Origin of the sequence: Amycolatopsis kentuckyensis, assembly GCF_002155975.1 — a bacterium.
Lineage (GTDB): Bacteria > Actinomycetota > Actinomycetes > Mycobacteriales > Pseudonocardiaceae > Amycolatopsis > Amycolatopsis kentuckyensis.
Window position 1 is genome coordinate 1 of record NZ_MUMI01000010.1, and the last position, 20748, is coordinate 20748.

Sequence of the window (20748 nt, forward strand, 5' to 3'; positions counted from 1 at the left end):
GGGCTCGGACGCGGCCGAGCTGGGTGCGGCGGCCACCGGCCTGCTGCTCGGCCGGGTGTCCCCCGGGGCCGCGGCCCGGTCGCTGCTGGGGACGGACGTCGTCCGGCTGGTCGCGGGCGCGGCGTTTCGGCGGGGTCCCGATGAGGTGGCCCGGCGCCCGGACTGGCTCCGGGCGCGGCTGGACACACCCCTGGTTTCGGTGCTCCCCGGTCCGTCTTTCGTGGCCATCGTCGGGTCGGTTCCGCGGCTGGACGACTTGCGGGCGTCCGGCTGGCTCGCGGCCGTGGGCTCGCCGGTGCCCGCCGCCCGGGTGGCCGCGGCTTCGGCGGAAATGGAGCTGCTGCTTGCGCGGGCGCTCGCGCTCGGCCGCCCGGTCGTGGCGGGAGATTCGCCGCTGGATTTCGACGCGCTGCTGGATCCGGACGCCTCCCGCGGATTCGCATCGAGGGCCTTGGAGCCGCTGGTGGCGCTCGATCAGGCGGGGGACCGCGCGCTGGTGCTGACCCTGCGGACATGGCTGGCCCACCACGGCGCCTGGGAACCGACGGCGGCGGAGCTGGGCGTCCACCGCAACAGCGTCCGGCACCGGATTGCCCAGGTGGAGAAGGCGTTGGGGGTGGATCTGGCGGACCCCGAGGTCCGGATGCGGTTGTGGTTCGCGCTGCGCTGGGCGGGTGCACCGGACGAGGCTTAGCGGTTCGGTGTCTCGACGCCGTTACGTCCTCCTGCTGCCCGTAACACGCGCAGGCCCGGCGTCGACTCGGCTTGCGTACCTAAACGGTTCCGGAAAGGACGAGCATGGGTCTGGAAGGCTGGATCGAGCCCATCACCCACATCAAGGCGACCGGCCAGGTGTCCGGCGGGAAGATGACCGGCGCCACCATCGAGGACAGCAACGGCACCACGATCGATCGCAATCGCACCTTTGCGTCGAAGGCGGACTTCCTCGCTTGGGCGAGGCAGCGGAAGACTTACTGACCGCACCCGGTCCTTAAAGGGCACTCTCAGGAAAATATGGGATTGTGGGCTGGTGCGAGTTTTGGTAGTCGAGGACGAAGAACCCCTGGCCGACGCGATCGCCCGCGGGCTGCGCCGTGAGGGGATGGCGGTGGACGTCGCGCTCACCGGGGACGACGGGCACGAGAAGGCCGCCGTCACCCGGTACGACGTCGTGCTGCTGGACCGGGACCTGCCCGGGATGTCCGGCGACGAGCTGTGCCGGGAGATCGTCGCGTCCGGGGAACTGACCCGGGTGCTCATGCTCACCGCGAGCAGCTCGGTGTCCGACCGCGTCGACGGGCTGTCGCTCGGCGCCGACGACTACCTCGCGAAGCCGTTCGCCTTTCCCGAGCTGGTCGCGCGGGTGCGGGCGCTGGGCCGCCGGGCGACGCCGGCCGCGCCGCCGCTGCTCACCGCCGGCGACGTCGAACTGGACCCGGCCAAGCGGACCGTGCGGCGCGCCAGCGGGCCGGTCGAGCTGACGCGCAAGGAATTCGGCGTCCTCGAGGTCCTGCTGCAGGCCGCCGGGTCCGTCGTCAGCAGCGAGGAACTGCTGGAACGCGTCTGGGACGAGAACGCCGATCCGTTCACCACGACCGTCCGGGTCACCGTCATGACGCTGCGCAAGAAGCTCGGCGAGCCGGGGATCATCGAGACCGTCGTCGGCTCCGGGTACCGCGTGCCGGAACCCGGCACACCGCAGCGCGCGTGAACCTGCCGGGCACCCGCACCCTCCGCGCCCGGATCACGCTGCTGGCGACCGTGCTGGTCGCCGCCGTCAGCCTGCTGCTGCTCTGGCTGGCCTGGACGCTGGTGCGGGACTCGCTCGACGCCGTCCCGCAGATGCCGCCGGGCAGCACGGTGGTCGTCGAGGGCGTCACGGTCGACGCCTCGACGCTCGCCGAGCACCTGCGGGTGCACGCCCGCGACCGGATGCTGCTGTTCGGCTCGATCGCGTTCCTGCTGGTGGTGGCGGCCGCGGCGATCCTCGCCTGGACGTTTACCTCGCGCGTGCTGCTGCCGCTGCGCGAGATCACCGGCACCGCGCGGCGGCTGTCGGTCGAGTCGCTGGGGGAGCGGATCGGCGAGCTCCGTTCCCGCGACGAGCTGGCCGAGCTGGCGAGCACGTTCGACGACATGCTCGACCGGCTCCAGGCGGCGTTCGACGCGCAACGCCACTTCGTCGCCAACGCGAGTCACGAGCTGCGGACGCCGTTGTCGGTGATCCGCACGGAACTCGACGTCACCCTGTCCGACGACGACGCCGACGAAGCCGAGCTGCGCCGGATGGCCGGCGTGGTCCGGGACGCGACCGAGCGCGCCGGGCAGCTGGTCAACTCCCTGCTGCTGCTGGCCCGCACCGACGGCGCCGGGCTCGGCGTGCGCGAGCCGGTGGATCTGGCGGTGGTGATCGACCGGGCGTGGCGCGCGGTCCACCGCGAAGCCGAGAAGCGCGGGATCCGGGCGACGTTCGCGGTGGTGCCGGCGCCGGCGTTCGGTGATCCGGCGCTGCTGGAGCGGATCGCGGGCAACCTGCTGGAGAACGCGGTCCGCCACAACGTCGAGGGCGGCTGGCTGGAGGTCGTCACCCAGCCGGGGCCGCGGTGGTCGATGCTGCGCGTCCGGTCGTCGGGCGGCCTGGTCGACCCGGCGGCGGTACCGGAGCTGTTCGAGCCGTTCCGCCGGGCGGGCGTGGCCCGCACGGCCCGCCACGGCGCCGGTCTGGGCCTCTCGATCGTCCGCGCGGCGGTGGCGGCCCACGGTGGAACGGTCACGGCCGAGCCCATCGTGGGCGGCGGCCTCGCCGTCACGGTCCACCTCCCGGTCCGCTGACCGAGCGCCACCCGGCTTCACCGTGATCAGCGGCGGAACTCACGTGATTGGAGCCGGATCTCGCGTGATTGGAGCCCGGACTCGCGTGATTGGGGGCGGAACTCGCGAGATCCGTGCTCAATCACGCGAGATCCGTGCTCAATCACGCGAGATCGGGGCTCAATCACGTGGGATCCGTTTCTGATCACGGGGTGGGGTGAGGGCGAGGGCGGCGCGGAGGACTCCCGCCGCGTGGAGCATGGCGGCGCGGGCGTCCGGGTCTACGCCTACTCGGTTGGCGAAGCCGTGGAGCTGGCCTTCGTGACGTCGGTGGACCAAGGGGACTCCCGCCGAGGCGAGGCGGTTTGCGTAGGCCTCGCCTTCGTCGCGGAGGAGGTCGAAGCCGCACGTGGCCACGAACGTCGGGGGGAGGCCGTCGAGGGTCTCGTCGTAGAGGACCGATGCGCGGGGATCCCGGTAGAAGGCCGGGTCTCGCAGGTACTGGTCGCGGTACCAGGCCCATTCGTCCCGGTCGAGACGGAAGCCCGAGCCGAACTGGCGATGCGACAGCGATGCGCCGAGCGCGTCCGTCGCCGGGGTGAGCAGGAGGCTGAACGCGGGCCGGGGCAGCTCGCCGCGGGCCGACGCGTGCGCGACCACCGCCGCCAGGTTGCCGCCGCTGCTGTCGCCGCCCACCGCCAGGCGGGCCGGGTCGACGCCGAACTCCGCCGCGTGCGAGAAGACGTACGAGAACGCCGCGAGCGCGTCCGAAGCCGCCGCCGGGAACGGGTGTTCCGGGGCGAGCCGGTAGCCGATCGACACCACCCGCACCCCGGCTTCCTCGGCCAGCAGCCGGCACGCGCCTTCGTGCGTGTCGATGCTGCCGAGCACGAACCCGCCGCCGTGGAAGTACACGATCGCCGGGCCGGGCGCCGGGACGCCCTCCGGTTCGTACCACCGCAGCGGCAGCGGCCCGCCCGGCCCGGGCCACGACGCGTCGCGGGTCCGGACGCCGGGGCAGATCCCGGCGCCGGCCAGCGCACCGGCCAGGTCGAGCTCGGTCCGGGCCCGCGCCAGGCTGCCGTTCCGGTGTGGTGCGTCGAACGGCGCCAGCCGGGACACCCGGATCAGCACGCGGGCGGACACGACCGGCTGCCGCCCGTCGACCACCACCGGACGGCCGGCGATCACGCGCAGCACGGGCGAGGGCAACCGCAGCAGGAACCGCAACCCGGCCATGATCGACCGGACGAGCAGCCGCCGGGAGAGTCCATTCAGCACAGGTCCACAAAAATCGGGTTCGCGTACAACCACAAGTCCTCGAACGGGTTCGCCTGGCCGACGACGTCCGGAGTGGGCTCGGTGTCGCCGTTCGAGCCCCGGAGGCGCAGGTAGAACGGCGAACGCACGTTCCGGAAGGTGTGCCGGAACACCACCTGCCGCCCCGGCGCCCAGCGCGGCTCGAACGACTCCACGACCCGCGTGCCCGGTGCGGTCATCGTGTCGCGGTCGGTGGCCGGGCCGGTGACCGGGCCCGCGACGACGTCCAGGCGCGCCAGCCGCGGCACCGAACCGCCGCCGTTCGGCCGGTCCGCCAGCCGCGCCCGCACCACGACCGTGACGTCCGACCGCCGCCGCACCCGCAAGCGGCCGCCCAGCGTCGCCGAGGCACCACCGCCGTACGCGCCGACCTCGAGCTCCTGGACCAGGCCGCCGTGCGAACCCCAGATCCGGCCCGCCCGCAGGCCGTCCAGGACGCCTTCGAGGCTGCGCCGCGTGACGCCGACGTACGTGCGGCTGAACTCGGCCGGGTAGAAGTCGGCGTACGGCGCGAGCAGCTGCGGCGTGCCGGTGTCGAGGGGGTCGGGGAACTTGCCGTGCGTGTCGTACCAGTCACCCGGCACGTCCGGGCGGACCAGCGTGTCCCCGCGATTGTAGTGCGAATCGGAGTTCGTGGTGACCCACCACGGCTTCCCCTCGGCGAGCAGCGAGTCCCACAGCCCGCCGACCTTCGCCGTCGCCCAGTCCCAGCCGCCGTGCGTGCGGTACGCCTCGGCCGGGAAGCCCGGCCACGAGTTCGGGCCGGGGGCGTTGACGTAGCCGCCGCGCGCGCCGCCGTTGCCGAGCGGCTCGGGGAAGCCGTCCGCCTGGGCGCCGGGCGCGCCCTCCATGCCGATGACGATGCCCGGCGCGGCGTCGCGGTAGGCCCGCAGCTCGTGCGGGGCGACGCGGCCGTTGCGCAGCGGGTGGTTGATCAGCACGACGGGCGCATGGATGCGCTTCGCCTGCTCCTCCGAAGCGAGCCAGCGCAACGCCCGCAGCGCGAGAGCCTCGTTCGCCGGGCTCGACGCCTCCGAGTTCGTCAGCCGCCAGTCGAAGGCCCGCTCGAACTCGCGCAGCTTGGCCGCCTGTGCCGAACCGGCCTGGAAGAACACGGTCGCGTGCTCGGCGCCCGGGACGTTCCACTCCATGCCGTGCCACAGCAGCAGGTCCGGGTACTTCCGCCGGGCGGCGAGGAAGTCCGCCTCGGTGGGCTCGACCGACACCTTCTCGTGCTCGGCGTGGCCGTGGTCGGTGAAGACGATCCAGTCCGCGCCGTGCGCCCGACCGCCGCGCGCGATGTCGTCGATCCGGTACATCGCGTCGTACGAGTACTGGCTGTGCGTGTGGTGGTCGCCGACCAGCCACTGGTAGCGGCCGCACAACCGGCCCAGGTCGAGATCGGGGAGAGCGGGAGCCGGGAGGGGCACGCCCGCGGCGGCGGCCGCGAGGCCGGCACCCTTGAGGAAGCGGCGTCGATCGGTGGTCACGGCGGGACGCTAAGCCGCCGGGGTGAACGGGCGGTGTCCCGGCGGCCAACTGTGCTGTGATCTTCGGTGTGGAGGAGAAACCCCTGACCCGGGTGCTGCTGCCGGTGATCGCGCTGGCACTGGCCGCAGGCGCCGGGCTGGCGTTCTTCATCGCCGCGCTGGTCCGGCCGCCCGAGCTGCCGGTCGACACGAACCCGGCCCCGCTGGCCGGGCACACGCTGTGCGCGGCGGTCGTGGTGACGTTTTCGTCCGAAGAGGACATGCGGGCCGCGGTGCCGGTGCTGCGCGACGACCCGAAGGCCCGGCGGGTCTTCGTGGACCCGCCGTCGGTCTCGCTGCTCGCCGTCCCGGGCACCGAGCTGAAGGCGTGGGCGCAGGAGCTGCACGCCCGTTACCGGACCGCCGAGCGGGTCACGGTGATCGACTCCGACGCGACGGCGGCGCAGCTGAACCTCACTGCGCCGCCGCCGAAGTGCCCGAGAGAGGGCGAGTACTAGCTACGCCGTCGGGACCGAAGCCACGCCCGGGGCGAGGAACGGCTTGCCGTTCACGCGCTCGGACACGCCGGAGCGGTCCAGGTACGGCGTGATGCCGCCGTTCCAGAACGGCCAGCCCGCGCCGAGGATCAGGCACAGGTCGATGTCCTGCGCCTCGGCGACCACGCCCTCGTCGAGCATGATCCGGATCTCCTCGGCGATGGCCGAGAGCGCCCGGTCGCGCACCTGCTCCGAAGTGGACGGCTGGTCACCCTGGGTCCACAGCTCGGCGACCTCCGGGTCCACCGTGGCGTTGCCCTGCGCGTCCCAGATCCAGACGCCCTTCTTGCCCGCCTTGACGAACTTCGCGAGGTTCTCGGACACGGTGAACCGGTCCGGGAAGGATTCGTGCAGCGTCTCGCCGACGTGCAGCGCGATGGCCGGACCGACGAGCTGCATCAGCGTCAGCGGCGTCATCGGCAGGCCCAGCGGCTCGAGGGCCTTGTCCGCGACGTCGAACGGTGTGCCCTCGTCGACGGTGACCAGCACCTCGCCGAGGAAGCGCAGCAGCAGCCGGTTGACGACGAACGCCGAAGCGTCCTTCACCAGCACGCTCGACTTCTTCAGCTGCTTGCCGACCGAGAACGCCGTCGCCAGCGCAGCGTCGTCGGTCCGCTCGCCGCGGACGATCTCCAGCAGCGGCAGCACGGCGACCGGGTTGAAGAAGTGGAAGCCCACGACCCGCTCGGGGTGCTGCAGCTTCGACGCCATCGCGGTGATCGACAGCGACGAGGTGTTCGTCGCCAGGATCGCCTCGGGCTTGACGTGCTGCTCCAGCTCGGCGAACACCTGCTGCTTGACGCCCAGCTCCTCGAAGACGGCTTCGATGACGAAGTCGGCGTCGGAGAACGCGGCCTTGTCGAGCGAGCCGGTGACGAGCGCCTTGAGCCGGTTCGCGCCGTCCGGGGAGAGGCGCTTCTTGCCCAGCAGCTTGTCGATCTCGGCGTGGACGTAGCCGACGCCCTTGTCGACGCGCTCCTGGTCGACGTCGGTGAGCACGACCGGCACCTTCAGGCGCCGGACGAACAGCAGCGCGAGCTGGCTGGCCATCAGGCCGGCGCCGACGATGCCGACCTTGTTCACCTTGCGCGCCAGGGACTTGTCCGGTGCGCCGGCCGGGCGCTTGGCGCGCTTGTTGACCAGGTTGAACGAGTACAGCCCGGCGCGCAGGACGTCGGACATGAGCAGCTCGGCGAGGTCGTCGGTCTCGGCCGCGTAGCCGCGGTCGAGGTCGTTTTCGCGCGCCAGCTCCAGCAGCTCCACGGCCTTCGTCGCGCCCGGCGACGCGCCGTGCGTGCGGCCGTCCACAATGGACTTGGCGCGGGCGATGGCCGCGTCCCAGGCCGAACCGCGGTCGATCTCGCGGCGTTCCGGCGTGATCTCGCCGTTGACCACGCGAGCCAGCCACAGCAGCGACTGCTCGAGGTAGTCGGCCGAGCCGAAGACCGCGTCGACGATGCCGAGCTCGGCCGTCTGCTTGACGTTGAGCATCTTGTTCTGCGCCAGGGCGTTCTCGATGATCACCGTGACGGCGGCGTCCGCGCCGATCAGGTTCGGCAGCAGCTGCGTGCCGCCCCAGCCCGGGAACAGGCCGAGGAAGACCTCGGGGAACGCGATGGCGGCGGTGTTCTCCGACAGCGTCCGGTAGTGGCAGGACAGCGCCAGCTCGAGGCCACCGCCCATGACCGCGCCGTTGATGAACCCGAAGGTCGGGATCTTCGACTCGGTGAGGCGGCGGAACACGTCGTGCCCGGTCTGGGCGATCTCGCGCGCCAGCTTCGGGTCGCTGACGGACTCGACGCCCGACAGGTCGGCGCCGACGGCGAAGATGAACGGCTTGCCGGTGACGGCGATCGCGGCCGGCTCGGCGGCGAACGCCTCGTCCAGCGCGGCGTTCAGGGACACCAGGCCCTGCGGGCCGAAGGTGTTCGGCCGGGTGTGGTCGTGGCCGTTGTCGAGCGTGATCAGCGCGACCTGCTTCGCCAGGCCGGGCACCTTGATCAGGCGGGTCTTCGCGACCGTGACGACCTCGTCCGGGAACGCGGCCTTCGCTTCTTCAGCGGTGAAAGTCATTACTTCGCCCCCTCGAAGGCCGGGTTCTCCCAGATCACGGTGCCGCCCATGCCGATGCCGATGCACATCGTGGTCATGCCGTACCGCACGTCGGGCCGCTCGGCGAACTGGCGGGCCAGCTGCGTCATGAGCCGGACGCCGGACGAGGCCAGCGGGTGGCCGCACGCGATCGCGCCGCCCCACTGGTTGACGCGCGGGTCTTCGTCGTCGATGCCGAAGTGGTCGAGGAAGGCCAGCACCTGCACGGCGAAGGCCTCGTTGATCTCGAACAGGCCGATGTCGTCGATCGACAGGCCGGTGCGCTTGAACAGCTTTTCGGTGGCCGGCACCGGGCCGATGCCCATGACCTCCGGCTCGACGCCGGCGAAGGAGTAGCCGACCAGCCGCATCGCGACCGGCAGGCCCAGCTCGCGGGCGGTGTCCTCGTCGGCGAGGATCGACGCGGTGGCGCCGTCGTTGAGGCCGGCCGCGTTGCCCGCGGTGATCCGGCCGAACGGGCGGAACGGCGTCTTGAGGTTCGCCAGCTGCTCGACCGTGGTGCCCGGCCGCGGCGGCTCGTCCTCGGTGGCCAGGCCCCAGCCGAGCTCCTTCGAGCGGGTGGCGACCGGGACCAGCTCGGGGCCGATCTTGCCGGTCTTGACGGCTTCGGCGTAGCGCTCCTGGCTGCGCGCGGCGTAGGCGTCGGTGCGCTGCTTGGTGATCGCGGGGAACCGGTCGTGCAGGTTCTCGGCGGTCTGGCCCATGACCAGCGCGGTGGGGTCGACGAGCTTGTCGGCGATGATCCGCGGGTTCGGGTCGACACCTTCACCCATCGGGTGACGGCCCATGTGCTCGACACCGCCGGCGATGGCGATGTCGTAGGCCCCGAAGCCGATACCGGACGCGGCGGTCGTGACGGCCGTCATGGCGCCGGCGCACATGCGGTCGATGGCGAAGCCGGGCACGGACTTGGGCAGCCCGGCCAGCAGCGCGGCGGTGCGGCCGATGGTCAGGCCCTGGTCACCGGTCTGGGTGGTGGCGGCGATGGCCACCTCGTCGACGCGCTCGGGCGGCAGTTCGGGGTGCCGCCGCAGCAGCTCGCGGATGGCGTTGACGACCAGGTCGTCGGCTCGGGTCCCGGCGTACATGCCCTTGTCGCCGGCCTTGCCGAAGGGGGTGCGGACCCCCTCGACGAAGGCGACGGTGCGCACGCCTCGCGCGGTCGGCGCGAGCGGCGTTGCTGGTGCGGCCACGAATGTGCTCCATGAGGTAGACGTTGTTAGCCGCACGATAGCCCTTGTTACCCACCGGTAACCAGTGGTGTGGCCCGGTCGAGTGGGCTACGGCACACTCTGGGGCTCCGAGGACCGGGATTCGGCGCCCGGAACACCGGTCACGAAGAGGGAGCCACGCCCAGCGCCTCGCGGTGGCGCCACGCGAGCTCGAGGCAGACGGCTCCGGCGTTGACGGTGCCCGGGTTGTCGGCGTAGAGGCGGATGTTCTCTTCGGTGAAGGGGATGCCGTGCCCCTCGGGCCCCACGATGACGGTTCCTTCCGGTCCGGTCGGGACCATCCCGGCGAAGAGCCGGTCGAAGGCCGGGGCATCGATCACGGCCACGGTGTAGAGGCTGGGTTTCCAGTCGAGCAGGTCGAGACCGAAGCCGAACACCCGGACGGTCAGTTCACCCCGGCGGTAGGCCTCGTCGAGGCGGTGGAAGGGTTCCTCGCGCCGGTAGTCGATGGGGCGGCCGCCGCGGCCGTAAGCCTCCTCGACGTTCAGGAACTCCTCCCCGTACTCGCGCATGATGTTCTTCCACAGGTCGAAGTCTTGCCGGATCGCGCCGAGGCCGATGTCCGAAGGGGTGAACTCGCCCGCTGGGATGACGTGGACGATGTCCGGTCCTTCCGCCACGAAGCTCCCGTCTCGCCGGTGGAGGAAAAAAGTGGACAGGCCGGGGCTTCGGCGAATGGTCAAGGTGTTGACGCCGAGACCGGGTGATCGGCGGTGGATCTCGAACGGGTCGTGGAGCCAGCGGCGGTACCGCCCCGTGAGGATGTTCCTGCGGCCGGCGAGGTGGCGAGCCGCTGCCTCCAGGGTGAGAACCAGCGACGTGTTCAAGTGGTCGAAATAGCTCCCGGTCGAGAAGGTCAGGTCCAGCCGCCTTGCCTCGGTGTGGACGCTGAGAACCCGGTAGATCCGGCCGTTGTACAGGGAGCCCAGGCGATCGAGCTTCTTGAGCGCTTCGGTGTAGCTGGAGAACGAGCGGACCCCTCGGATTCCCGGCAGCGCTCGTGCCGCCTTGGCGAGGGTTCGCTTCAGCTCGAGGTCCTCCTCGACCGGCTCGAGGAGGGTCAGGTTCACGGAGGCCAACGGCACGGGTGGGGTGAACAACCATCCGGGCTTGGTCAGAATGGGCAGGGTGCCCGTCCACTGGGCCCGAGCCGCTTCTCGCGAAGCGACGTTGAGCTGCGCATAGTGGGCGCGGACGTGGTCCAGCACGTCGTCCAGCTGCTGGGCGTTCACCTCTCCGGCGGACTTCCGCCAGTTGATCACGAACGTCGTCGCGGCGATCAGCAGGCTCGAAGCGCTGATCAAGAGCGCGAGGTTCATGAGCTGCCCTTCTCGTGGCATTTCTGCCCATGTCGTGCTGCGCGTCATCGTTGTTGCGCAGGTCGGACGAACGAGCGGGACGTTCACTCGATCGGCGGCCAGGAGGCGGCCGCCGTCACCGGGGCTCCAGCGATCGTCCTTTCACGAGCCAGGCGACGCCGAACGCCTCCACGGCGATGGCCTCCAGCCACAGTGCCGGGTGCAGGTCCGGCGTGAGCCCGAGGTACTTGGCCAGGGCGATCAGCACCAGGCAGGCGAGGATCACGCCGCCGCAGACGCGGTAGAGGGCGCCGTACTTCTCCGGCTGCTCGCCGTCGTGGGGGAACAACCTCAGGCAGAAGTAGGCGAGGGAGAGGAAGAACACCGCCGCGAACGCGAGGTGCAGGACGCCCGCGGTGCGGTCCCAGGCCGTCACGTCGTGGTCGGGGGTGGCGGGGAACAGCGCCAGGCCGATCGCGCCCAGCCCGGCGACCGTGCTGGCGATGTTGTCGACGTAGTCGTGGCCGTAATAGGCGAGGAGGAACACCCCGACCGCGCACATGGCGCCGACGAGGACGTCCCGGAGGTCGGTGTAGTAGTAGCCGCTCAGGGCGCCGATGAGGTCGCCGCCCTGGACGAGCTGCTTGCCGAGGATGAGCACGACCGGCAGGGCGACGCCGATGAGCCCGATGGCGCGCCGGAGGAACAGGTACGAGTGGACGAGGGTGTTCTGCGGGGATGTGGTCGCCGTGGTCATGGCCGCCTCCGGGGGTTCACTGAGGTGGATCGGCAGCAAGGTGCCCCGGGGTGAGGCTTGTTACCGCGGAGTTGTCCAAGTCCTCAGCTGATCGTTACGCAGCTCGGCGAAGGTGCCGTCGCGGTGGGCGATGGGGTGGAATCCGGGGGCGAACCCGATCCGCGCGCCTTCGGCCGGGTCCCAGACCTCCAGCCCGGCTTCGGCGGCGACGTACAGCAGGCCGCCGTGACCCCACATCCGCCCGACCGGCCCGATGAAGGACCCGGTGAGGCGCCCGGTCGCGGCGTCGCGCAGTTCGATGCCGTCGATGTCCTGCAGCGCGACGGTGTTGTCGTCCAGCCAGGCGATCGGGGTGTCCCAGGTGTTGCCGCGGTCGGCGAGGTGGCGTCCGTGTTCAGCCGCGTGCCGGTCGCCGCCCAGCCAGGCGGTGAGGTCGACGGCCAGGGGGATGCCGACGGGGTGCCAGGCCCAGCCGTCGGTGACGAGCCACCGCTCCGACGGGCTCGGGTGGAGTGCGCCCTGGAAGTAGTCGAGGTAGTGCTCGGGTGCCGGCCGCCCGCGTTCCCGTGGCGCGGTTTCGCGGTCGGTCAGCAGCTCCCCGCCGGGCAGGGCGAACACGTCCAGGCGGTTCCAGTCCGTACCCGCGACCACCTTCGCCGTCTCGCCTTCGCCGAGGAAGGCCAGCGGGTACCGGGTGAGCTCGTCGTCCATCCAGTCCCGGTCGAGGTCGAGCACAGTGACCCACTCGTCGAGATCGACGACCGTGGCGAACTGGCCGTAGTCCGAGACCACCGCCGCGAACCGCCCGTCCCGCGAGGTGTGCAGGCCGTGGCGGGGGCGGTCCGGGATGTCGCGGATGTCCACAGGGTTCTCTTCGGGCAGCTCGACCGGCCCGACGAGCCACTGGTCGTCGTCGGTGATCCGCACGAAGCCCTCCGCCGTGAGCGCGAGCCAGTGCCCGGGCATCGGCGCCAGGCAGCCGTCGTTCAGCGGCCGCACCGGGCAGGGGCGGGCCGACCAGGTGCCGCCGAGGTCTCCGGCCGGTGTGTACTCGGTGGTCACGCTTTCGCCGTCCTCGGCCGGGGCGCTGTCCAGGTCCGGAGCCGATCGTTGCGGAGTTCGGCGAAGACGCCGTCGCGATGGGCCATGGGCGCGAAGCCTTCGAGGAGCCCGATCCGCGCGCCTTCGGCGGGGTCCCAGACCTCGAGCCCGGCTTCGGCGGCGACGTGCAGCAGCCCGCCGTGTCCCCACATCCGCCCGGCGGGCCCGGCGAACATCCCGGTGCGGCGCCCGGTCCGCGCGTCGTGGAGCTGGATGCCGTCGATCGGCAGGTCGTCGCCGATCCGTTGCAGGGCGACGGTTTCGTCGTCCACCCAGGCCATCGGCACGTCCCACGGATCGCGGAACGCGAGCGCCTGGCCGTGTTCGGGTGCGTGCCGGTCGCCGGCGAGCCAGGCCGCGCAGTCGAGCACCAGCGGGATCCCCTCGGGCTGCCAGACCCAGCCGTCCACGAGCAGGGACCGTCCGGACGGGCTCGGCAGCAGCTCGCCGAAGAAGTAGTCGAGGTAGTGCTCGGGGTTCTCCTCGTGCGTCGTGACGCGCTCGGTGAGCAGCCGGCCCGTGGCCGTGTCGAAGGCGTCCAGCCGGTTCCAATCGGTGGCGGCGACGACGAGCGGGCCGAGGAACGCGACGGGGAAGCGGACCGTTCCGGTGTGGTAGTCCTGGCGGTCCAGTGCCAGCGCGACCGCGCCCGAGGCGAGGTCGACGACCGTGCCGTACCGGCCGTAGTCGGTGACCGCGGCGGCGAACCGGCCGTCGGTGGCGGTGTGCAGCGCCGGTGCGGGTGCCTGCCCCGTCGGCGAGGAATCCGGGGGGAGGTCCACGACGGAGACGTGCCGGGGCGTCGGCTCGAGCGCGACCAGGCCGTCGGCGGTCCAGGCGAGCCAGCCGTCCGGCAAGGCCGCGAGGCACCGGTCGTTGAGCGGGGTGACCGGGCAGGCCGTGGTCGTCCAGGTGCCGCCGAGGTCCCGGTCCCGCAGCAGGACCTCGGGCGAGCCGCGCCAGCCGAGGCGGGCCAGCCCTTCGGCGCGGTCGAAGCAGCCGGCGCACGCGTCGACGAGCTCCGCGGTGTCAGCGTCGGCGCAGGTCTTGCACAGCAGGTCGTACCGGGTTGCGACGCCGGTGAGCACGCGGAAGCACTCGGGTCCGTTGTCGGTGGTGAGGTGGGCGCAGACACGCGCCCCGGCGGCCGGAGCGAGATGGCCGCACGAAGAAGCTTTCACCACCTCAGTGTCGACCGGCGCCGCAACCGATTTACCCGACGCCGAGGTGGGCCAGCCAGCCGCCCTTCGCCGAGATGTCCTTCGCTCCCTCCGTGGCCTCCGGCTCACAGAGGAAGCCCGGCACCCGCGTGCCGTCCGCCAGTTCGAGTTTGCCGATGGCCAGGGGGGCCGGGATTCCGGCCACGAACTCGCCGAAGCCGCGTGCCGGGAGCTCCCAGACCTCCGCGGCCACCGACACCCCTCCCGTCGCCACCCGCACCAGGCCCGGCTTCGGCGGCACGGTGTCCAGCGCGTACAGCCGGTACGCGGCCGCCGTCGAGACCGCGGACACGAACCGGCCGCCGCGGGAGGTCAGCTCGTGGTTCAGCGGCTGGCCCCTCAGGTGTGCGCCGACCACCACGATCGGGATGCGCTCGCGGCGCAACCCCGCCAAAGCCGCCAGCTTCAGGTCGTCGTGCGGGGCACCGAGGAACATCACGCCGAACGGGCGTCCGGCCACCGAGCCCGCCGGGACGGAGAGGGCCGACAGCCCGAACAGGTTGGTGGCGTTGGTGAACCGGCCCAGGCGGGCGTTGACCGCCACCGGGTCCGCCGCCACCTCCGCGATCGTCGGGTGCTCGGTCGTCGTCGGGAGGAGGATCGCGTCGACGCCGGCCAGCGCCACCAGTGCTTCCGCCCGCAGGCGCGCCAACGTCGCCTGGTCGGCGAACAGCCGGTGCGCGGGGATGTCCCGGGCCGGGCCGATGATCGAGCGCACGACCGGGTCGACCGCGTCCGGGTGGGTGTCGATGAACTCGCCGACCGCCGTGTACCGCTCGGCGACGAACGCGCCGCCGTACAACAGCTGCGCCGCCTCCAGGAACGCCGAGATGTCCACAGTGGTCACTTCGGCGCCCGCCGCGGCGTAGTCGTCGACGGCGGCCGCGAACGCCTCCGCCCAGCCGGGAGCCAAGGGACCCAGCTGGTCCGGGGCCGGGACGCCGAGCCGGAACCGTCCCGTGTGGACCTGCGCGGGCTCGGCCAGGCAGGTCAGCGCGAACGACGCTTCCTCGACCGTCCGCGCGAACAGCGACACGCAGTCGATGCTCGCGCACGCCGGGACGACCCCTTCGGTGGGCAGCAGGCCCGGAGTCGGCTTCAGGCCGACGATCCCGTTGAACGCCGCCGGTACCCGTCCCGAGCCCGCCGTGTCCGTACCCAGCGCGAGGTCCGCGATGCCGAGGGCGACCGCGACCGCCGAGCCCGAGCTGGAGCCGCCGGAGACGTAAGCCGGGTCCACGGCGTTGCGGACCGCGCCGTACGGACTGCGCGTGCCGACCAGCCCGGTCGCGAACTGGTCGAGGTTGGTCGTGCCGAGCACCAAAGCCCCGGCCGCTCGCAGCCGCGCCACCACCGCGGCGTCGGCCTCCGGCTTGTACGCGTAGTCCGGACAGCCCGCCGTCGTCGGCAGACCGGCGACGTCGATGTTGCCCTTGACCGCCACGAGCTTGCCGTACAGCGGCAACCCCTGTCCCGGAAGAGCCGCGGCCTCGGCCAGGACGTCGGCCTCGGGGCGCAGGTCGATCCAGATCTCCGGCCGGTCCACCTGCTCGATCCGCCGGTACGCGGCGCGCACCCGCTCGACGGCGGCGTTCATCCGAGCACCACCAACGGCGTACCGGGGGCCACCTGGTCACCGGGGGACACGAGCACTTCGACCACCTCACCGCTCGCCGGCGCGGGGATCCGCGCCTCCGTTTTCATCGCTTCCAGCGTCACCAGCGACTGCGTGTTCTCGACGCGCTCGCCCGCGGTGACGTCGACCCGCCACACCGTCGCCGCGAACGGCGCCTCCACGACGTGCCCGCCCGGCGGTGCCTCGACCCGGGCCGGCGGCCGGGTGACCGGCTCCGGTTTCGGGTCGAACTCGCCCGCCGCGGCCCACGCCTGCCGTTCCGCTTCGAACGCCGCCGACTGCGTGGCCCGGAAGCCGGCGATGCTCTCCGCGTTGTCGGCGAGGAACTTCTGGTAGTCCGCCAGGGCGAAGGAGCCCTCGGTGGTGTCGAGTTCCAACGTTCCGGACGCGCTCTGCGCCCGCAGGTCCAGGAGCTCGTCGGCCGACACGGGGTACCAGGAGATCCGGTCGAAGAACCGCAGGTTCCACGGCTGGTCGCCGCCGCGCCAGCTGTTCCACACCTGGACCGTGCGCCCGACGAACTGGTAGCCGCCCGGGCCCTCCATGCCGTAGATGCAGAGGTAGGCGCCGCCGATGCCGACGGAGTTCTCCGCCGTCCACGTCCGGGCCGGGTTGTACTTCGTCGTCACCAGGCGGTGGCGCGGGTCCAAGGGCGTGGCCACCGGCGCGCCGAGGTAGACGTCGCCGAGGCCGAGCACGAGGTACTCCGCGTCGAACACCGTCCGGTAGACGTCGTCCACAGTGGACAATCCGTTGACCCGCCGGATGAACTCGATGTTCCACGGGCACCACGGCGCGTCGTCGCGCACCCCCGTCATGTACCGCTCGATCGCCTCGCGCGTCGCCGGGTCGTCCCACGACAGCGGCAGCCGGACGCTGCGGCTCGGCACCACGAGGTCGTGCGTCGGCGGCAGGTCCCGCTCCAGCTCGCGCACCAGCCCGAGTGCCTTGCCGACCGGCAGCGCGTCCGGGTCGACGTGCACCTGCAGCGACCGGATGCCCGGCGTCAGGTCGACGATCCCCGGCACGCCCTCGGCCGTCAGCCGCTCGGCCAGTGCGTGCACCCGCATCCGCAGCGCCAGGTCGAGCTTCATCTCGCCGTACTCGACGAGCAGGTTGTCGTCGCCGCTGCGGCGGTAGGTGACCGACGGTTCTTCGTCCGACGAGGACAGCCGGGTGAGGACACCGCCGTCGGCACGCGCGGGCCGGCTCGGTTCGACCGCCGACACCGGCCGCCTCCGCAGCGCCGCCGCGTGGTCGGTGCCGATCGGCACGAACCGCACGGTGTCGCCCGGCCGCAGCTGCCCGAGCTTCCAGCGCTCGCCGGTGGCGACCGTCGCCGGGCAGACGAACCCGCCCAGGCTGGGCCCGTCCGGGCCGAGCAGGATCGGCAGGTCGCCGGTGTAGTCGACGGCGCCGATCGCGTACGGCGTGTCGTGGATGTTCGACGGGTGCAGGCCCGCTTCGCCGCCGTCCGGCCGTGCCCACTGCGGCCGCGGCCCGACGAGCCGGACGCCGGTGCGCGCCGAGTTGAAGTGCACCTGCCAGTCCGTGGCGTAGAACGTGTCGACGTCATCCGGGGTGAAGAACTCCGGGGCCGCGTGCGGGCCTTCGAGCGCGCCGATCGTCCAGTGGGGAGCGAAGCCCGGGCGTTCGGCGGCGGGTACCGGCCCCACGACCGGGTCCGCGGGCGCCGGCCCGGGCCGCAGGACGTCCCCGGCGGCCAGCGCGCGACCGCCGTGCCCGCCGAACTTGCCCAGCGTGAACGTCGCCGCGCTGCCGAGGAACTCCGGCACGTCGACGCCGCCGCGCACCAGCACGTAGCTCCGCAGCCCGGCCGTGCACGCCCGGACGTCCAAGGTCGCGCCCGCCGGCACTTCGACAGGTGTCCACAACGGAACGTCGGCGCCGTCGACGAGCACGGTCGTCGGCGCACCGGTGACGCACACCTGCGTGGCGTGGGAGAACCGCAGCGCGACGCCGTCCACAGTGCACTCCAGGCCGGGCGCGCCCTCGGGGTTGCCGAGCGCGAGGTTGCCCAGCCGCAGCGAAAGGTCGTCCATCGGCCCGCTCGGCGGCACCCCGACGGCCCAGTACCCGGTGCGGCCCGGCCAGTCCTGCACGGTCGTCATGGTCCCGCCGCGCAGGACGTCGATCCGCGGCTCCGCGTCCGTGACCTCGTCCAAAGTGGACGTGTCGTGCGCCGCGGCGCCGAACGCCGCGTCGGCGGCTGCCGCCCGCAGCTGCCCGAGGTTGGTCTGCACGCCGTCGAACCGGGTCGCGGCGAGCGCTTCCCGGAGGTTGGCCAGTGCCTCGGCGCGGTCGGTGCCGGTGCAGATCAGCTTGGCCAGCAACGGGTCGTAGTGCGTGGTGACGGTCGTGCCCGGCTCGACCCACGTGTCCACCCGCGTGGCCGGGGGCAGCGTGACCCGGGTGACGAGGCCCGCGCTGGGCCGGTGCCCGGCGCCCGGGTCCTCGGCGTACACGCGCGCTTCGACGGCGTGCCCGCGGGGGACCGGCGTCGCGCGGAACATCGCGCGGTCGCCTTGGGCGAGCCGGAGCATCCAGGCGACCAGGTCGACGCCGTAGACCGCCTCGGTGACCGGGTGCTCGACCTGCAGCCGGGTGTTGACCTCGAGGAACGCCGCCTCGCCGCGTTCGGGGTCGTAGACGTATTCGACCGTGCCCGCCGAGCGGTACCGCACCGACGAGCACAGTGCGACGGCCGAGTCGACGAGTTGCTTGCGGACGGCGTCGGGCAGGTCCGGCGCCGGGCACTCCTCGACGACCTTCTGGTTGCGCCGCTGCAGCGAGCAGTCGCGGGTGCCCAGGGCGAGGACTTCGCCGAAGCCGTCGCCGAACACCTGGACCTCGACGTGCCGCGCGCGGGTCACCAGGCGTTCGAGGAAGACGCCGGAGCTGGCGAAGCTCTTGGCCGCGACGCTGCGCACGGTGTCCCAGGCGGCGCGCAGCTCGGCCGGCGACGCGCAGGCGCGCATCCCGATCCCGCCCCCGCCGCCGGTCGCCTTGAGCATCACCGGGTAACCGATTTCCGCCGCGCGCGCCAGCGCTTCGTCCACATCGGACAGCAGGCCGGTGCCGGCCAGCAGGGGCACGCCCGCCGCGATCGCCGCGTCACGCGCGGTGTGCTTGCTGCCGAACACCTCCAGGTGTTCCGGCGACGGCCCGGCGAACGCGATCCCGGCGTCTTCGCAGGCCCGCGCGAACGCCGCGTCCTCCGAGAGGAAACCGTAGCCGGGGTGGATCGCGTCGCAGCTGGTCTCGAGAGCGGCTTGGATGATGGCACCGGACCGCAGGTAGCTTTCCGCCGCGGGCGCCGGGCCGAGCCGGACGGCCCGGTCGGCGAGCCGCACGTGCGGGGCGAGGCGGTCGGCGTCGGAGTGCACCGCGACGGTTTCGAGACCCAGTTCCTTCGCGCTGCGCAGGATCCGGACCGCGATCTCGCCGCGGTTGGCGACGAGCAGCCTCACGCGGCGACTCCCGGGGAGATGACGACCATCCGCACCGGCGTCGGGTCGAACCCGTTGCACGGGTTGTTGATCTGCGGGCAGTTGGAGACGAGCACCAGCACGTCGGTCTCGGCGCGCAACCGGACTTCCAGGCCCGGAGCCGAGATGCCGTCGACGATGCCGAGGGTGCCGTCTTCCTCGACCGGCACGTTCATGTACCAGTTGACGTTGCTGACCAGGTCGCGCTTGCCCAGCCCCCACTTCGCGCCCTCGATGAGGAAGTTCTCGACGCAGGCGTGCTGGTGGCGGGTGTGCTGGCCGTAGCGGAGGCTGTTGGACTCCTTGCTGCACGCGCCGCCGAGCGTGTCGTGGCGCCCGCAGGTGTCGGCGACGACGGTCAGCAGCGGCGCGCCCTCCTGGGTGCGCAGGACACTGCCGGTGGTGAGGAAGATGTTGCCCTGCGCGGCGATCGTCGCGGCCGCGCTGTAGCGCTTCGACGTGTCGTTCGCGTCGTAGCAGAGGAAGTCGACGGCCTGGTTGCCGCCGAGGTCGATGATCGCCAGCTCCTGGCCCTGCTGCAGCACCGTCGAATACGGCGCCCGCGCGGGAACGTCGACGCTGACTTCCAGCTGGGACTCGTAGGCCGTGCTCATGCGATCCCCCGTGCGGTCAGGTAGTCGGCGGTGTTCTCGAAGGCGCGCTGCGCTTCCGGCGTGTGTGTCCACTCCGGACTGTCCGGGGTGGTCGGGCGGTCGCGCCAGGCGAGGACTTCGAGCTTGGTCACCGTGTAGTCGGGCCGCGGGTCGACCGGGTGGGCGACGTTGGCGATCAGCACGATCGACGGGATCTCGATCCGGAGGTCGACGGCCTTGCCGGCGCCGGCCGAACCGGTGAACTCCAGCCCGCCTTCCGGCTGGACCCGCACGCCCTGGAAGAACGACAGGCTCGGCGGCAGGTCCCGTGGCCCCAGGCCGTTCTTCGCCGCGGCCAGGGTGAACAGCGGCAGCCCGGCGGGGGAGGGGCCTTCCGGGGCACCGTCGCCGTAGCGCGCGGTGTTGCCGTCCACAGTGGACGTACCGCAGAGGGCGTCGTGCTGCTCGCTCGAGTCCGCGACGATGGTGGCGAGCACCCGCGCCTGGTCCGACAGCAGCGCCACCGACCCGCCGAGGTAGGCGTTCCACTGCACCTTGACCGTGTCGGCGACGTTGAGCCGCTCCCACGGCTGATCGGCGTTGAACAGCAGCAGGTGCGCGCACGCGTCGCCGTCGACGTCGGTGAGCCGCAGCCGGGTGCCCCGGGCCAGCACCTTGTGCGTGTACCCGCCGCCGGCCACGGTTTCGGCCCAGGTCAGCGCCTCGGGGGCGACGTCGGCCGGCGGGGCGGGCCAGGTGCTCGCCGGGATCGACGGCATCGTGTCGACCACGGTGCCGGCCTGGGCGCGGGCGTGGTCGCGCGCTCCGTAGGTCGTCGCGGTGGTGCTCATGGTCGTCCTCTCTCAGGTCGCGGGTTCGAGGGCGGGAGCGGGGCGCAGCCGCAGCCAGCAGAGCCAGCCGATCACCAGCGCGCCGCCGACGAACTCTATCGGGAACAGGAGCATCCAGGGGGAGCCCGAACCGGCGAGATCGTAGATCTCCGCACGCGGCCAGCCGATGTTCACGATCATGCCGATGCCGTACAGAACGGCTGCTCCGTTCAGGGCAACACCCCAGCGCCCGAGGGAGAACCGGCCCGGCTCGGCCGGGAACCGCCCGCGCAGCCGGTGCAC

At 72.2% G+C, this 20748-nt stretch carries 17 protein-coding genes and 1 pseudogene; 5 read left to right on the forward strand and 13 right to left on the reverse strand.

Features of this window, described 5'->3' with window-relative positions:
• From CCN39_RS00810 to CCN39_RS00825, 4 genes are all read left to right on the forward strand, one after another.
• Positions 1-694, forward strand: a 694-nt coding sequence (locus CCN39_RS00810) for a helix-turn-helix domain-containing protein (protein ID WP_143263871.1), incomplete at its 5' end; no start/stop codon positions are given.
• A 104-nt stretch (positions 695-798) separates the two neighbouring features.
• Positions 799-978 carry a hypothetical protein gene (locus CCN39_RS00815; protein WP_086837884.1) on the forward strand — a complete coding sequence of 60 codons (180 nt, stop codon included), beginning with the start codon at positions 799-801 and terminating at the stop codon, positions 976-978.
• A 52-nt stretch (positions 979-1030) separates the two neighbouring features.
• Positions 1031-1711, forward strand: coding sequence for a response regulator transcription factor (locus CCN39_RS00820; protein WP_043781112.1), 681 nt, complete (start codon positions 1031-1033; stop codon positions 1709-1711).
• Positions 1708-2832: a sensor histidine kinase gene (locus tag CCN39_RS00825; RefSeq protein WP_086837885.1), complete on the forward strand. Its 1125-nt coding sequence runs from the start codon at positions 1708-1710 to the stop codon at positions 2830-2832. Before CCN39_RS00820 ends, CCN39_RS00825 begins: the two co-directional genes overlap by 4 nt.
• 159 nt (positions 2833-2991) lie before the next feature.
• Here CCN39_RS00825 and CCN39_RS00830 read toward each other — a convergent pair whose 3' ends face one another.
• Entirely contained in the window at positions 2992-4092 is a 1101-nt protein-coding gene (locus tag CCN39_RS00830) for an alpha/beta hydrolase (RefSeq protein WP_086837886.1), read from the reverse strand.
• Positions 4086-5621 carry a PHP domain-containing protein gene (locus CCN39_RS00835; RefSeq protein WP_086837887.1) on the reverse strand — a complete coding sequence of 512 codons (1536 nt, stop codon included), beginning with the start codon at positions 5619-5621 and terminating at the stop codon, positions 4086-4088. Before CCN39_RS00835 ends, CCN39_RS00830 begins: the two co-directional genes overlap by 7 nt.
• A gap of 68 nt (positions 5622-5689) precedes the next feature.
• Between CCN39_RS00835 and CCN39_RS00840 the strand changes: the two genes are divergently transcribed.
• Entirely contained in the window at positions 5690-6118 is a 429-nt protein-coding gene (locus tag CCN39_RS00840; RefSeq protein WP_244210558.1) for a hypothetical protein, read from the forward strand.
• Here the strand turns inward: CCN39_RS00840 and CCN39_RS00845 are convergent, their stop codons facing one another.
• The 11 genes and pseudogenes from CCN39_RS00845 to CCN39_RS00895 form a co-directional block, all read right to left on the reverse strand.
• On the reverse strand, positions 6119-8230 hold the full coding sequence (locus CCN39_RS00845; RefSeq protein ID WP_086837889.1) for a 3-hydroxyacyl-CoA dehydrogenase NAD-binding domain-containing protein: 2112 nt from the start codon (positions 8228-8230) through the stop codon (positions 6119-6121).
• Positions 8230-9420: a thiolase family protein gene (locus tag CCN39_RS00850; RefSeq protein ID WP_086837890.1), complete on the reverse strand. Its 1191-nt coding sequence runs from the start codon at positions 9418-9420 to the stop codon at positions 8230-8232. Before CCN39_RS00850 ends, CCN39_RS00845 begins: the two co-directional genes overlap by 1 nt.
• A gap of 182 nt (positions 9421-9602) precedes the next feature.
• Positions 9603-10820: a hypothetical protein gene (locus CCN39_RS00855; RefSeq protein ID WP_086837891.1), complete on the reverse strand. Its 1218-nt coding sequence runs from the start codon at positions 10818-10820 to the stop codon at positions 9603-9605.
• Positions 10821-10935: 115 nt separating this feature from the next.
• On the reverse strand, positions 10936-11556 hold the full coding sequence (locus CCN39_RS00860; RefSeq protein WP_086837892.1) for a DUF998 domain-containing protein: 621 nt from the start codon (positions 11554-11556) through the stop codon (positions 10936-10938).
• A 60-nt stretch (positions 11557-11616) separates the two neighbouring features.
• Complete coding sequence (locus CCN39_RS51470; RefSeq protein ID WP_244210559.1) at positions 11617-12618, reverse strand: hypothetical protein; 1002 nt, start codon at positions 12616-12618, stop codon at positions 11617-11619.
• Complete coding sequence (locus CCN39_RS51475) at positions 12615-13838, reverse strand: hypothetical protein (RefSeq protein WP_244210560.1); 1224 nt, start codon at positions 13836-13838, stop codon at positions 12615-12617. Before CCN39_RS51475 ends, CCN39_RS51470 begins: the two co-directional genes overlap by 4 nt.
• Positions 13839-13869: 31 nt before the next feature.
• Positions 13870-15474 (reverse strand): allophanate hydrolase, encoded by a 1605-nt coding sequence (locus CCN39_RS00875; RefSeq protein ID WP_086837893.1) that lies wholly within the window; start codon positions 15472-15474, stop codon positions 13870-13872.
• The gene (gene uca, locus CCN39_RS00880) at positions 15471-19004 is read right to left on the reverse strand and encodes an urea carboxylase (protein ID WP_086837894.1); all 3534 of its coding nucleotides are present in this window, start codon (positions 19002-19004) and stop codon (positions 15471-15473) included. The genes CCN39_RS00875 and uca overlap by 4 nt, the downstream gene beginning before the upstream one ends.
• Positions 19001-19636 carry an urea amidolyase associated protein UAAP2 gene (locus CCN39_RS00885; protein WP_086837895.1) on the reverse strand — a complete coding sequence of 212 codons (636 nt, stop codon included), beginning with the start codon at positions 19634-19636 and terminating at the stop codon, positions 19001-19003. Before CCN39_RS00885 ends, uca begins: the two co-directional genes overlap by 4 nt.
• Entirely contained in the window at positions 19633-20466 is an 834-nt protein-coding gene (locus tag CCN39_RS00890; protein ID WP_086837896.1) for an urea amidolyase associated protein UAAP1, read from the reverse strand. Before CCN39_RS00890 ends, CCN39_RS00885 begins: the two co-directional genes overlap by 4 nt.
• A gap of 12 nt (positions 20467-20478) precedes the next feature.
• A pseudogene (locus CCN39_RS00895) lies at positions 20479-20748 on the reverse strand (amino acid permease); the annotation flags it as partial.